The following is a 13947-nucleotide window of genomic DNA, read 5'->3' on the forward strand; positions in this document are numbered from 1 at the left end:
TCCCCCTACCCGGACAGGTTGAAGTTGCCGTTGGATCCGTACACGACCAGCGAGACCAGCAGTGTGACCGAGACGATCGCGATGAGGGATGTACGCACGGCATTGCCCACCGCCGTCCCGACACCGGAAGGACCACCACTGGCGAAGAATCCGAAGTAGGTGTGGATCAGCAGGATCGTCAGCGCCATCGCGATCGCCTGCACGAAGGACCACAACAGGTCGATCGGGTTCAGGAAGGTCGCGAAGTAGTGGTCGTACAACCCTGCGGATTGTCCGAGGAGCACCACGGTGGTCAGTCGGCTGGCGACGAACGAGGCGATGACCGCGAGCGCGTACAGCGGAACGATCGCGATCATCCCCGCCACGATCCGGGTGCCGACCAGATAGGAGACCGGGTTGATGCCGAGCGATTCGAGGGCGTCGATCTCCTCGTTGATCCGCATGGCCCCGAGCTGCGCGGTCGCGCCCGCACCGAAGGTGGCGGCCAGACCGATGCCCGCCACGACAGGCGCGGAGATGCGGACGTTGATGAAGGCCGACAGGAAGCCCGTCAGTGCCTCGATTCCGATGTTGCCCAGCGAGCTGTAGCCCTGCACCGCAAGGGTTCCGCCGGTTGCCAGCGTGAGGAATCCGACGATCACGACGGTTCCGCCGATGACCGCCAGGGTCCCCGCCCCCATCCCGGTCTCGGCGATCAAGCGGATCGTCTCGCGCTTGTAGTGCCACGCCGCCCGAGGAGCCCCAGCCAGTGCCTTGAAGTAGAAGATCGTGTGGTCACCGATCCGGCCCAGACTGGAGATCGGTCTTGCCAGGCGGCGGATCGTTCGCCCGTACGTGACGCTCGGTGCCACTGCCAACCTCCCCCGCTCACCTGACGGTCATCTGGATGCCGATGGCGGTGACCACGACATTGACGACGAACAGTGACATGAACGCGTAGACAACGGTCTCGTTGACCGCGTTCCCAACAGATTTGGCACCGCCGGACACGGTCAGCCCCCGATAGCAGGCGACCAGCCCGGCGATGAGGCCGAACAGCAGGGCCTTGACGGAGGAGATGATCACTTCGTTGATCCCGGTCAGCAGCGTGATTCCGGCAGCGAACGCACCCGGGTTGACATCCTGCACGAAGACGGAGAAGACGTAGCCGCCCATGACGCCGATGATGCAGACGAGACTGTTCAACAACATTGCCACCAAGGCGGAGGCCAGCATTCGAGGCGTCACCAGTCGCTGCACCGGGTTGATCCCGAGCACTTCCATGGCGTCGATCTCTTCTCGGATCGTGCGCGATCCCAGATCCGCACACATCGCCGTCGCACCGGAGCCGGCCACGATCAACACCGTGACCATCGGCCCGACCTGGGTGACCGCGCCGAACGCCGCGCCGGCACCGCTGAGGTCGGCGGCGCCGAGCTCACGCAGCAGGATGTTGAGGGTGAAGCTCACCAGAACGGTGAACGGGATCGCAACCAGCAGGGTCGGGACGAGGGACACACGCGCGACGAACCAGGATTGCTCGACGAACTCCCGCGTCTGAAATGGCCTGCGGAAGGCGAACTTCACCGCATCGGCCGACATCGCAAACAGAGCTCCGACGGACTGGAAGGGTCCCGAGTAGTCGAGAGAGTTGCCTCTTCCCCCCGGTACCGGTCGGCCCGGCCTGGCGGCCGTCACGCCGCCGGCCGGTACGCACTGCAGACGACTCCCCTTTGCGGGGAACATGATCCGTTCGACCTCATGTTCATACGATCCTCCAGCTATCCGGGGGACCGTCCGTCTCCGGCGACGACATCTCCGGTCGCGTCGACTTCGCGCCGGCGACTCACGCCCGCGACTCGATCACCCTCATGCTCGAACGCTACAAAGCTGCAGCGTCGTTCACGCAGAAGAAGCATGCCACCCGGATCCACGCGGAACCGGCCCTTGTTCGCCGCCCGTTTCCGGGCGCCCCCACCACGACCGACCACCACCGCAGGGCTGCAACCGGGGGCGGACTGCGCACCCCGTTCCCATGCCGGCGACTCGTCGGAATCGAACTCCGTGCGCCGCGCGAACCTGCCCTGCGCGATCACCTCGAAGCACTCCGCGGAATGTCATTCTCTCGAATGCAAATACTACATTCAAATTGCGAAAACTCAAGATAGACGCAAGGATTGGACCGAACGTCGATGCATACGGACACCCTGGCGACAGTCGTCCTGCACAGGGCGTGACCGCACCGGTCATGCAACGACCGGCGGAGCGCGAACCCGGTGACCGTCCGAGGTCAGGCCACGCCCTCCGAGGCGGCCGCGAAGTCGCGTGCGAGCGAGTTCGCATACTCGTTGAAGACGTCGGCCAGCGGAATCGAACGATCCAGCAGCCAGGCGACCTCCATCCCGTTGATGAAGGCGATGATCTCCACCGCGCGCACCCGAGGATCGATGTCGGACCGGAAGCGCCCGTTCTCCTGGTAGCGCGTGATCGCTTCGGCGACGAGATCGACCGACAACCGCCACCGGTCGATCAGCCGGTCGTGCAAGGGCGCCTCCCGCATCAGGTTCTCGATGAGCAGCACTGCGAAGGTGCCGACCAACTCGGGGGACTGCTCGATCCGATCGGCTGTCTTCCGGATTTCCTCGATGATGTCACCGGCCGGGTCGGCCCGCGCCGTCTCGTCCGCATCGCGGCTGTCGAGCACCGCGTGCAGCAAATGCTCCTTCGAATCGAAGTGGTACAGCAGACCAGCCGGGGTGACTCCGGCCTCCTTGGCGATCTGGGCGAGTGTGGTGTTCCGCCAGCCTCGCCGCGTCAGCAGCCGCTGTGCCGATTCCACGATCAGCTGCCGGCGGTCGTCACCCTTGGCGCGCAGGGTGCCGTAGGGCCGAGGTGCGTACATGAAATCCCCTAGGTCGACACTGAACCCAATGAACACACAGTAGGTTGGCCGTCCGGCGAGCCACAAGCGTCACGACCGAACCGGTATGGCGCATCACGCGGGCCGATCCGCGATCGCGTCCAACGCCTTCGGCGTTTCGAGATCGACATAGGCCGCCGAGTACCGCTCCGCGAGAGCCCAGGCGATGTCCGGACGCTGCCACAGCTCGCCGGCGCTCAACGTCACCAACCATATGGTGAGCCCGTGCGCCACCGATGCCCGATAGCGCAACCACACCTCGTCCGTGGACGGACACTCGCCTGCCGGCAGGCCGAGCTCGGCTCGATACTCCTCCACGAGCTCGCGTTCACTCCGGCGACGGTCCTCGACGGTCAACGCACCCTGGAGGAAGTACCCGAGGTCGAGAGAAAAGTCCCCCCTCCGCACCACCTGCCAGTCGAGAAAGCCGACGTCGCCGTCCGGGAGAACGTAGGAGTTGCCGATATGCGGATCACCGTGCAGGAGAGTCTGATGCGGCGATCGGGTCAAGGTCCGGACGTAGCGAATCCAGACATTCTCGACCAGGTGATCGATCGTCAGCGAACGGACCTCGGGCGGAGCCGAGTCGCCGAGCCTCTCGATCGCGGCCGGCAACGGTGCAAGTTCCATCCCACCCCAGGGCACGAACGGCTCCACCCACGAAAGGGCCGAATTCCGCGAGAGCCGGGACCCCCAGTACGCGCCGTGCAGACGGGCCAGTCCACGCACGCCGTGCGCAGCCTGCTCCACGGTCATCGGCCGGGTGGCATCGCGCGGATCGGCGCCGCGGGCGATGAGGTTCTCCATCACGAGGACGAAGTCGTCCGGCTCGTGGATCAGTGCGGTGTACACCACCGGATGGTCGAGCGGCAGCGCAGCGCCGGAGGCGAACAGACGAGGTTCGTGGAACAACCCGCTCGTGTAACGCACCAGCTCTCGGTGGTCCGGATCGCAGCCCTTGACGAAGACTGTGGCCGGGCCGTCCCCCTCCGCATAGGTCAACGCCAGGCGCGCGCGCCGATTGGTGCCGTCGTCGCGCATCTCGACCTTCACCGATTCGACTCGGGCGCCGGGGTGACGGGCGGCAAGGACCGTCGTCATCCAGTCGGGTGTGAGTTCGTCCCATTCACGCGGAACCTGTAGCGCAACTGTCATCGTGATGCACCCCCTCGATCGTTTCCGGCCGGCGCCGGGCCATGCGAGTCCGGGCGGCGAGAAGCCGGACCGGCGGACAGGACTGATCGGACACGCTCACTCGGCCGAAACAACGCACTGCACCACTACATCCAGGCACCACGAGAACACTGCACCCAGGCCACACGAGAGCCTGGTCGAACACGACCGGGACGCACCGGCCGTTTGCCGAGTTGGACGAGAATACCATTCTCGTAATCCTTACGGCAAGGCCGTCGGCGACGACCGTCCTTGCGAGATCTCTCGCACCGACAGTCCAAGGAAAAACAACGAATATGGTTGCAGCAAACGGATTCACCGTTAAGAATAGGACTCTCATTCAACGAGAGCACTACTTGCAGTTGCACGGCGAGTGATCCGTACCGACTTGCCGTTGACGATTGTTTCCGACGGATCATGCGTACACGGTGAGCGAGACAGCTCCGGCGAGAGGCGAATCCTGTGACGATCAGCGCAGCCAACGACGTCTATTACGACCCGTACGACGTCGAGCTCAATGCCGATCCCTACCCGATGTTCAAGCGACTTCGGGAAGAATCACCCCTGTACTACAACGAGTCCCACGACTTCTATGCCGTGAGCCGCTTCGCCGATGTCAATCGAGGCCTGGTCGACCACGAGACCTTCATCTCCGGCCGCGGCGCCATCCTCGAGTTGATCAAGGCGAACATCGCGATCCCGCCGGGCGTACTGGTTTTCGAGGATCCACCGATTCACGACATCCACCGCAAGCTGCTCGCGCGGATGTTCACCCCCCGCAAGATCATGGCGCTCGAGCCGAAGATCCGCGAGTTCTGCGAGCGCAGCCTCGATCCGCACGTCGGCACCGGCCGGCTCGACTTCATCGCCGACATCGGTGCACAGATGCCGATGCGGACGATCGGCCTGTTGCTCGGGATCCCGGAGGAGGACCAGGAGGCGATCCGGGACTACGCGAACGACCAGATGCGCACCGAAGAAGGCGGCCAGATGAAGGCCGCTTCGGAGGGCATGGTCAGCGGCGACATCTTCGGCGCCTACATCGACTGGCGTGCCGATCACCCCTCCGACGACATCATGACCGAACTGCTCAACGTCGAGTTCGAGGACGAGACCGGCACTGTGCGCCGCCTTACGCGCGACGAACTGCTCACCTACGTGAACGTGGTCTCCGGCGCCGGAAACGAGACCACCACAAGACTGATCGGGTGGGCGGCAAAGGTTCTCGCAGAGCATCCGGATCAGCGGCGACAGCTGGTCGAGAACCCCTCACTGATCCCCAACGCCGTCGAGGAGCTGCTTCGCTTCGAGGCGCCGGCCCCGCACGTCGCCCGCTACGTCACCCGCGACGTCGAGCTGCACGGCCACACCGTCCCCGAGGGCAGCGTGATGATGTTCCTGATCGGTTCGGCCAACCGCGACCATCGCCAGTTCGCTCCGGACGGGGACGTCTTCGACATTCACCGCGACGCCCGCCAGCACCTGTCCTTCAGCGTCGGTACCCACTACTGCCTGGGGTCGGCACTTGCCCGGCTCGAGGGCCGGATCGCACTCGAGGAGATTCTCAAGCGATTCCCCGAATGGGAAGTCGACATGTCGAACGCGAGACTCTCCCCGACCTCGACCGTGCGCGGCTGGGAGACCATGCCCGCGTTCACTCACTGACCACCCCATCACGGCAGCACCACGGGAGAGAAGGACAGCATGGCAGGGCGACTCGAAGGCAAGGTTGCATTCATCACCGGCGCGGCGCGAGGTCAGGGCCGCAGCCACGCGGTACGGCTGGCACAGGAGGGCGCGGACATCATCGCGGTCGACATCTGCGCTCCGATCCGGGAGGGGGCTGTGATCGCGCCCTCCACACCTGACGACCTGGCCGAGACCGAGAACCTGGTCAAGGCGTACGGACGCCGGATCGTCACCGCCGAGGTCGACGTCCGCAACCAGGACGCACTGACCGAGACGGTCGCGGACGGCGTGTCACAGCTCGGCCGCCTCGACGTCATCGTCGCGAACGCGGGCATCGGCAACGGCGGCGACACCCTCGATCAGACACTGGAGATCGACTGGCAGGAGATGATCGACATCAACCTGTCCGGTGTGTGGAAGTCGGTCAAGGCCGGTGTCCCACACCTGATCTCCGGAGGACGGGGCGGATCGATCATCCTGACCAGCTCCGTCGGCGGGCTCAAGGCGTACCCGAACACCGGCTCGTACATCGCCGCCAAACACGGCGTGGTCGGGCTCGTGAGGGCCTTTGCCGTCGAGCTCGGACAGCATTCGATCCGGGTCAACTCGGTGCATCCGACCAACGTGAACACCCCGATGTTCATGAACGAGGGAACGATGAAGATGTTCCGGCCGGACCTGGAGAATCCCGGACCCGCCGACATGGAACTGGTCGCCAAGCTGATGCACGTACTACCGGTCGGCTGGGTCGAACCCGAGGACATCAGCAATGCGGTGCTGTTCCTGGCCTCAGACGAATCCCGTTACGTCACCGGCCTCCAGCTCACCGTGGACGCGGGCAGCATGCTGAAATAGCAGCTGAGACGACGAAAGTCCCTGCCAGGAAACCGAAACACCGATTCCAGGCAGGGACTTTCGTCGTCTCCGGCCCCTTCCGGTCGCTACCGCTCCGGTGACCGCCCGATGACCCCCTCCGCCTCGAGCTCGGCGATCTCGGCCACGGAGAGCCCCAGGCCGGTCAGGATCTCGTGATTGTGCTGCCCGAGAAGGGGAGCATGCTGCACGTGAAATCGGTCGGGACCCCGTGACAGCCGCATCGGCACGGTGCTGTGCCTCGCCGGACGGGCCGCGGGATGTCCCACCTCTTCGAAGAAGCCGCGGAACTCCAGCTGGTCAAGTTCTGCCTGGCGGTGAGGTTGCATCACCTTGCCGACCGGGACGCCGGCCGCCCACAGTTGGTCGACGATCTCGTCCGAGCTGCGATCGACACACCATGCGGACAGTTGCTCGTCGATCACGTCGTGACACGCCATCCGTCCGGCGTGCTTCGACAATCTCGGATCCGTTGCCCAGGTGGGCGATCCGATCGCCCCTGTCAGACCGATCCACTGCTCGTCGGTCGTGACCGCGATCGCGACCCAGCAGTCGGGGCGCCCGAATTCGTCGATGTCGCCCGATCTGTACAGATTCTGGGGTGCCGCCGCCGGTCCCTTGTTCCCGGCCCGTTGCAGCAGGCGCCCGTAGGCGGAGAACTCGATCACCTGCTCGGCTGCGACGTTCAATGCCGCGTCGATCATCGCAGCCTCCACCAACACACCCTGACCGGTTCGCCGCCGGTGCTCCAGCGCCAGAAGCAGTGCGTTGAGCGCGTGGACACCGGCATTGGGGTCGCCCACGGAATACGGTTCCACGGGATTCCGGTCCGGGTGCCCGGTGAGCCAGCTCAAACCCGAAGCATCCTCGATCACGTAGGCGAACGCCGGATTGTCGCGCCACGGCCCGTCGAGCCCGAATCCGGGCATTCGCACCATTACGGCGTCCGGGCGCAAGGCACGGACAGCAGCGAAGTCCAGTCCGACCTGCTCCAGCACCCGCGGGGTGTAGTTCTCGACGATGACGTCGCAGGTTGCCACGAGTCGGGTGAGCACCTCTCGACCACGTTCCGATCGAAGGTCCAGGGTGAGACCCTTCTTGTTCGTGTTCAGGCCCGAGAAGATAGGCGACCGTTCCCACCACTGGTCCTCGGTCACCGGCACACCCGCGATGAGCCGGGTTCCATCCGGTCTCGTGGTGGACTCCAGGTGGATCACCTCGGCCCCGAGCATGGCCAGGAAGTGGGTGCAGGACGGTCCGGCCCAGAAGGTGGTCATGTCCAGCACCCGAAGACCGCTGAACGGCAGCGGGTCCCCGACACCATCGCCGGTGGCCGCCGTGCGCGTGACCGGCGTACGAGGTAGGTGGTCGGCGTGCTCATCCAGCCGGGGCGCAGGCTGCGGTGCGCGAAGCATCGCGGGATGCAGCCGGTAGGGCGGGCCCGGTTGGACGAATCCGTCGCGGGGGTTCACCGCGAAGAAGTCCCGACTCCGGTACTGGTCGAACTCGGTGACGTTGCCGCCGTTGCCGACCGGACTGTTGGGAATCCTGAACGCCGTGGCCAGTTCGCGAACCTCGTCGACGGTCTGGTCCTTCAACCAGTCGCCGATCTCCGGCGCGAGCCGGTTGGCCTGTTCGGTGATCGACTGCGTCGATTCCTCGTCGATCCACTCCGGGTGGCCGACCATCGCACAGAGGTCGAACCACTGTTGGGCCGTCCCGCATCCCAGCGCGACCAATCCGTCCTTGGCGGTTGCCACACCGGGAACGGTGAGGCGGCGCTCCGTCCGGAACGGTCGCCCCAGCGCCTCGAAAAAGGTGACCGGGTGGTAAGTGAGACCGAGGATCTGAGTCTCGAGCATCGACAGGTCGACGAGTTCGCCAACACCGGTTCGGGCCGCACCCGTCCTCGACGCCAACGTGGCCGCGGACGCGTACGCACCTGCAAGCCACTCACCGATCTGCCCGCCCACGAACACCGGGGCCCGGTCCGGCGCGCCTCGGCCGAGACCGACGATTCCACCGGACCATGCCTGGAGCGTGAACTCGGTCGCCGGCCGATCCCGCCACGGTCCCTCCAACCCGAACGGCGTGATCGCGGTGACCGTCAGATGCGGATGTCTGCGCAGGATGTCGGGGGGAGCGAACCGAGGGTGCTCGGCGACACCGGACCCTCGGGACCACACCACGACGTCAGCCGCCGCCAGGATCTCGTCGACCCGATCGAGCGCCCCGGCGCTGTTCGGGTCGGCGACGACGCTGCGCTTGGAACAAGCCAGGAAACCGAAGAGTGCACCGTCCTCGCCGGAGGCGATCTCCGCACCGGATGCAGACCAGGAACGCAGCGGATCACCCTGTGGTGGCTCGACTTTGACGACGTCGGCCCCTCCGTCTGCGAGCAGCTTCGTGCAGTACGCGCCGGCGATCCCCGCGGACAGGTCGACGACGACCCAACCGCTCAGCGGAGGTTGGACGGCACCACCGCCCGGCTCGGCCTCGGCGGCACCGCCACCCGGCTCGGCTTCGGCGGCACCGCCACCCGGTGACGAGCCCTGCGGCTGATTCGGGGTCATGTCACTCCTGTTTCGTGTTCGCCGGCTCTCGGGCGGTCAGGACTCGGCGATCCGGCCCTTCTTGCTCAGACGGAACTCGGGTGGATACTGCCGATCGTTGTCCTTGACGGACTCGCCGAGTCCGCGGTCGAAGGTGTCGTCGTCGAGCATCAGATCGTCCGCGTCGGGCCGGGCCCGCCCACCGAAAGACTCGAACATCGCGCTGAGCAGGCTGCCCATGTACTCGCCCTGATGCTGCTTCATCGTCTCGAAGAACACCTTCTGCATGAAGACCGTGTCGGTGGGCCTGGTGCGGGCACAGGCCAGGGCGTACTTCTCGGTCTCCGCTTCCAGTTCGTCCCGGGGCACGACGCTGTTGAGGAAGTTGCACGCGTCCATTTCCTGTGCGGTGAAAGGACGTCCGGTGAACACCATCTCCTGAAACTTCCGCAACCCCATCGACTGGGCCCAGGTCCACATTCGCGGGCCCCAGCCGTAGTAGCGGAATGACGGGTGACCGAAGAGAGCGTCGTCGGACGAGATCACCAGATCGGCGTCGGCTGCCTGATAGAAGTGCCAGCCGTAGCAGTAGCCCTTCACCTCCAGGATGCTGATCTTCTTGAACTCCTGCAGACTGCGGCAACCGGATTGGGCGTTGGCATACCACTGATTGATCGTCGCGCCGTGCCGGATGGAATCCTTGGGGGGATAACGAACCTCGTCCTCGGCGATCTTGTATTCACCCAGTTTCCGGGCCTGTCCCTGCTCGTTCTGGACCTCCATGAACTCCGGAAGGTCGGCGCCGGTCCCGAGATCGTCACCCACCCCCCTGATCACCAGGACCTTGACGTCGTCGTCGATGTTGGCCCGGTGCAGCAGGTCGGCGTACCGCAGTCGCGCCGCGATGGTCGGGGCGTTCAGGTGGCCGGGCCGATTGAAGGTGATCGTCGCGATCTTCGTCGACGGATCCTTCTCGTAGAGAACGATGTCCTCCGCGGAATCTTCGGTCTTGTCGGTCATTCGACGGCTCCTTCGGAGGCTCCACGGCGACCCGGGCACCGGACGGCCTCGGAGCGAGGTCGGTCCGAGGCCCGGATGCGCCGCGTCAATGGTTGGCAGAATGACGGGGCGGTGCAGTCGGTCACGCCGTCCACGTAGGGCTGGACGTGAGAACCTCGGCCGCGCCGTCGGTGACGAGTACCGCGTCGCGTCGGAACACCGCACCGACTCCGGACTCCCACACGTAACCGGTGAGCGAGAGCACCATGCCCGGTTCCAGCCGCTCCCGCGCCGCGGTCTCCGGCAGGTGGGGCGAGACGACCGGCGGATCGAAACCCAGCCCCAGACCGCGAGCAACCGGCATCGGCGGCAGGGGTTCTCCGATCTCCTCGTACACCGCGAGGAGATCGCTCGCGTGCGCACCGGGCCGGCAGGCCGAGACGAGGCGTTCCCAGAGAGCATCCCCCCGGGCGAAGAGCCCGCGGGTGGCCGGACCGACGCCCTCGCCCACCGGCCAGGTCCGTCCGACTTCGCCGATGTAACCCTCGCCCAGCACACCCGACGAGAACGCCACGAGATCACCTTCCCGCACCCGGCGATCCCCGATCACCCCCCGCCACGGATGCTCGCATGAGGTGATCCATGCGCAGTCCTGCGTGGACGGAGTACTCACGCCGCCGGCGGCGGTCGCCTCCATGACCAACCCGATCAGCTCCTGCTCGGAGATGCCCGGGCGGAGTTGCGCCACCGCCGCGGCCAGACCGGCCTCGGCGACCTGCAGCGCGCGCCGCAACGCAACGATCTCCTCATCGGTCTTGACGCGACGCGCCTCCCGCAGGGCGAGTTCCCCGTCGACGAGTTCGGCGTTCGGGAAGGCGATCGGCAGTAGCTTCGCGAAAGCCGGCGACAGGGCGTCGGTCCCCACTCGACGTGCAGTCGAGGCGCCCTCGATGTCCCGCAGAATCGCGATGGTGGTCATCGGGTTCCAGGCGAGCCCGTACAGCCGGTCGTGCGGGATGTCCTCGGGAATGCCCTCGTCCCACGTGCTGAGCAGATGCACCGCACCGGTTTTCCGCACCAGCGTTGCCACCGGCCCGAACGGTCGGGTGCCGGCGACCCACAACTGCGGGGCACCGGACACATAACGGGCGTTTGCCTGCCGACCGACGACGAGGATGTCGAGGTCGTGGGCTTCCATCTGTGCCATCGCCCGCTCGCGCCGCCCATGGCGCAGAGCGCGTTCGTCTGGCACCACCTCAGTAGACATAAGGGTCATAGGGGTAGTCGGTGAGGCTCTTCCAGCCGTCTCGGGTGACCACGACAATCTCCTCGCTTCGGTAGCCTCCGGTTCCGTCCTCCCAGACGACCGGTTCGAACACGAGCACCATCCCGGGCTCGAGGACAAAGTTCTCGTCGAACTCGGGGCCGAGATCGGTGCCCATCATCGGCATCTCGGCGGCGCTGACGCCGATGCCGTGTCCCAGGTAGAAGTGCGGCAGCCACGGACGGCTTCCGCCGGCCGCGGACACCGACGCGCGGGTCAGATCTGCCACGGTCGCGCCGGCGCGGACCGCGCCGAGCACCGGATTCAGGATGTCCCACCACTTGCGGAACTGGGCCTGCTGGCGCTCGGTCGGATCCTGACCGACGATCCACGTCCGGCCGAAATCGGAGCAGTAGCCGCCGAAGGTGATGCTGACGTCGGTCCAGAGCACGTCCCCCCGCTCCAGCTCCCGTTCGGTCGTCAGCAGGGGTAGCGCCAGATCGCCGTGGGTGGTCCAGACCCCGTCCTCCTTACGTTCCGGCATCACCTGCCAGATCGCGTCGAGCATGTTCGCCGTGGCGCCCAGTTCGAACGCCCGTCGTACGAAACCTGCCGACAGATCGATCTGTCTGATGCCCGGGGCCAGGGCTGCCTGGACATCCGTCATCGCTTCCTCCGTGATCCGGCAGGCCGTCCGGATACACGCCAACTCGTCAACCGTCTTGATCAGTTTCGCGGGGCCGATCACCGCGGCCGCATCTGACGGCGCGCCGGCCGGGAACAACAACTTCTCCGCACGCCGCATCGCCCCCGTGCATTCGTCGACCGCGACGGCGGCCCCCGACGGGATCAGGTCGGCGAGCGCCCGCGCGAAGATCTCGATCCCCTCGTCGAACTCGAGGTAGACCGGGCCGTGCAGGTGGTCCGACGGCAGGTCGGATTCCTCGGAGGCACCCTCACGAAAGGGCATGAACAGATGCGGCCACGGATCCGACGCCACCACGACCGCGACCGGACGTTCGACGTGTGCCAGACCGGCATCGCCGAGTGGCCAGTGCGCGCCGGTCGCGTAGACGACGTTGCTGTTGTTCAGCAGGATCAGCGCGTCGACGCCCTGAGCGGCCATCGATGCCCGCAGCCGCGCACCTGTTTCCCGGCGCATCCTGGCACGGTCCGGCAGTTCGGGGATCTCGATGTCTGCAGATCCCGCGGATACCAATGCTGTCATCGCAGGTCTTGCCACCTTCTCGAGTGTCGGGGCCACGGCCTACAGGCCGAGGAATTCCTTGACGTTGCCGCTGACGATGCGTGCGGCGTCTTCCGGCCCGACGGCCTCGACGACCGCGGCGAGCGATTTCTCCGAGTAGCCGAACGTGCTTTCGTTGTGCGGGTAGTCCGAGGACCACATGACCCGGTCGACCCCGATCTTGTCGATCATCTCCAGGCCCAGCGGGTCCACCATGAATGACGCGCGCATGTGGTTGTCCCAGTAGTCCCGGACTTCGTGCGCGACCGGGTGGTCGAGCATGTGTTGGAACGAGGCCAGCAGGTGCTCGCCGTCCTGGATGGCCGACGGAACCCAGTTCACCCCACCCTCGAACCATCCGATCTGAAGGCCCGGGTGGTGGTCGAGGATTCCGCTGAAGATGTACTTGGCGAACATCTCCCGGAAAGGGGCCACGTTGTGCATCATCCCGACGGCCACACTGTTCACCTCGCACGGACTCGAGAGCGGCGCCTCTCCGATGTGATGCGAGACCGGCACCCCGGACTCCTCGATCGCCTCCCAGACGGGCCTCATCGCGGTGCTTCCGTAGTCGATGGGATTGCCGTCGTTGTCCTTGCCTGCCGACAGCGGCATCAGGAAGGTCTTGAGGCCGAATGATTTCAGCTCGCCCAGCGTGCGCCGCGCGCCGTCACCGTCCCACCAGTTGATCAGCCCGACACCGTAGAAGCGGCCTCCCGACCGGTCCTGCAACTCGGCGATGTACTCGTTGTAGACCCGGAACGACAGTTCGCGAATCTCCTTGTCCGGGTAGAACAACAGAGCCAGGAGGGCATTGGGGAAGGCGAGCTCGATGTCGATGCCGTCCTCGGTCAGATCGCGCATCCGGGCATCGAGTTTGTTGCTCCCGGACCCGTCGAGCGGATCGTACTGCATCAGGACATGACTGAAATCTCCTGGCAGAAAAGACTTTCCCTTCCTGCCCATCTGGAAGGCGCCGTCCTCGTACCACACCCGCGGGGCACGATCCTTGAGGTCCTCCGGAAAGCGCTCGTAGAAGATGTCCTCCGCGAGCGAGATGTGGTTGTCCGCCGAGAAGACCTTGGTCCCGGCCGGCAATCCCACACCCGCGCCTGCGTGACCGCGACGGTCCTTGGGCGGGGCGAATCCCCCCGGCGGGTACAACGACGCATTACTGCTCGCGACCGACATCCTGATCCTCCAGTGTTGATTCGACTCGGTTGGTTCGACTCGGTTGGTTCGACTCCGGGGC

General features: G+C 65.7%; 11 protein-coding genes. 2 read left to right on the forward strand and 9 right to left on the reverse strand.

Translation table 11 applies throughout. The features are described from left to right. Positions 1 to 5: 5 nt before the first annotated feature. The 4 genes from ACWEPG_RS01145 to ACWEPG_RS01160 form a co-directional block, all read right to left on the reverse strand. A complete protein-coding gene (locus tag ACWEPG_RS01145; protein ID WP_452593668.1) occupies positions 6 to 851 on the reverse strand; it encodes an MlaE family ABC transporter permease in 846 nt (281 codons plus the stop codon). A 16-nt stretch (positions 852 to 867) separates the two neighbouring features. After that, on the reverse strand, positions 868 to 1677 hold the full coding sequence (locus tag ACWEPG_RS01150; protein ID WP_452593669.1) for an MlaE family ABC transporter permease: 810 nt from the start codon (positions 1675 to 1677) through the stop codon (positions 868 to 870). A 592-nt stretch (positions 1678 to 2269) separates the two neighbouring features. Next, positions 2270 to 2881 (reverse strand): TetR/AcrR family transcriptional regulator, encoded by a 612-nt coding sequence (locus ACWEPG_RS01155; protein WP_450134176.1) that lies wholly within the window; start codon positions 2879 to 2881, stop codon positions 2270 to 2272. A gap of 93 nt (positions 2882 to 2974) precedes the next feature. Continuing rightward, positions 2975 to 4054 (reverse strand): phosphotransferase, encoded by a 1080-nt coding sequence (locus ACWEPG_RS01160; protein ID WP_452593670.1) that lies wholly within the window; start codon positions 4052 to 4054, stop codon positions 2975 to 2977. Positions 4055 to 4534: 480 nt separating this feature from the next. Between ACWEPG_RS01160 and ACWEPG_RS01165 the strand changes: the two genes are divergently transcribed. Both ACWEPG_RS01165 and ACWEPG_RS01170 read left to right on the forward strand, forming a co-directional pair. Beyond that, positions 4535 to 5737, forward strand: coding sequence for a cytochrome P450 (locus ACWEPG_RS01165; RefSeq protein WP_450133480.1), 1203 nt, complete (start codon positions 4535 to 4537; stop codon positions 5735 to 5737). Positions 5738 to 5776: 39 nt separating this feature from the next. After that, on the forward strand, positions 5777 to 6616 hold the full coding sequence (locus ACWEPG_RS01170) for a mycofactocin-coupled SDR family oxidoreductase (protein WP_452593671.1): 840 nt from the start codon (positions 5777 to 5779) through the stop codon (positions 6614 to 6616). A gap of 86 nt (positions 6617 to 6702) precedes the next feature. Here the strand turns inward: ACWEPG_RS01170 and ACWEPG_RS01175 are convergent, their stop codons facing one another. The 5 genes from ACWEPG_RS01175 to ACWEPG_RS01195 form a co-directional block, all read right to left on the reverse strand. Next, positions 6703 to 9207, reverse strand: a complete 2505-nt coding sequence (locus ACWEPG_RS01175) for a CaiB/BaiF CoA transferase family protein (protein ID WP_452593672.1) — start codon at positions 9205 to 9207, stop codon at positions 6703 to 6705. 36 nt (positions 9208 to 9243) lie between these two features. Then, positions 9244 to 10206, reverse strand: a complete 963-nt coding sequence (locus ACWEPG_RS01180) for an enoyl-CoA hydratase/isomerase family protein (RefSeq protein ID WP_452593673.1) — start codon at positions 10204 to 10206, stop codon at positions 9244 to 9246. 121 nt (positions 10207 to 10327) lie between these two features. Then, the gene (locus ACWEPG_RS01185) at positions 10328 to 11452 is read right to left on the reverse strand and encodes a M24 family metallopeptidase (RefSeq protein ID WP_452593674.1); all 1125 of its coding nucleotides are present in this window, start codon (positions 11450 to 11452) and stop codon (positions 10328 to 10330) included. Then, a complete protein-coding gene (locus ACWEPG_RS01190; RefSeq protein ID WP_452593675.1) occupies positions 11442 to 12677 on the reverse strand; it encodes a M24 family metallopeptidase in 1236 nt (411 codons plus the stop codon). The genes ACWEPG_RS01185 and ACWEPG_RS01190 overlap by 11 nt, the downstream gene beginning before the upstream one ends. Positions 12678 to 12716: 39 nt before the next feature. Next, positions 12717 to 13886 (reverse strand): amidohydrolase family protein, encoded by a 1170-nt coding sequence (locus ACWEPG_RS01195; protein WP_450133486.1) that lies wholly within the window; start codon positions 13884 to 13886, stop codon positions 12717 to 12719. Positions 13887 to 13947: the final 61 nt, after the last annotated feature.

Source organism: Rhodococcus sp. NPDC004095 (genome assembly GCF_053604015.1).

Coding starts and splice junctions, on each gene's coding strand:
- ACWEPG_RS01175 (WP_452593672.1), bottom strand. CDS start 9,207: ATGACCCCGAATCAGCCGCAGGGCTCGTCACCGGGTGGCGGTGCCGCC.
- ACWEPG_RS01195 (WP_450133486.1), bottom strand. CDS start 13,886: ATGTCGGTCGCGAGCAGTAATGCGTCGTTGTACCCGCCGGGGGGATTC.
- ACWEPG_RS01170 (WP_452593671.1), top strand. CDS start 5,777: ATGGCAGGGCGACTCGAAGGCAAGGTTGCATTCATCACCGGCGCGGCG.
- ACWEPG_RS01190 (WP_452593675.1), bottom strand. CDS start 12,677: ATGACAGCATTGGTATCCGCGGGATCTGCAGACATCGAGATCCCCGAA.
- ACWEPG_RS01155 (WP_450134176.1), bottom strand. CDS start 2,881: ATGTACGCACCTCGGCCCTACGGCACCCTGCGCGCCAAGGGTGACGAC.
- ACWEPG_RS01160 (WP_452593670.1), bottom strand. CDS start 4,054: ATGACAGTTGCGCTACAGGTTCCGCGTGAATGGGACGAACTCACACCC.
- ACWEPG_RS01185 (WP_452593674.1), bottom strand. CDS start 11,452: ATGTCTACTGAGGTGGTGCCAGACGAACGCGCTCTGCGCCATGGGCGG.
- ACWEPG_RS01180 (WP_452593673.1), bottom strand. CDS start 10,206: ATGACCGACAAGACCGAAGATTCCGCGGAGGACATCGTTCTCTACGAG.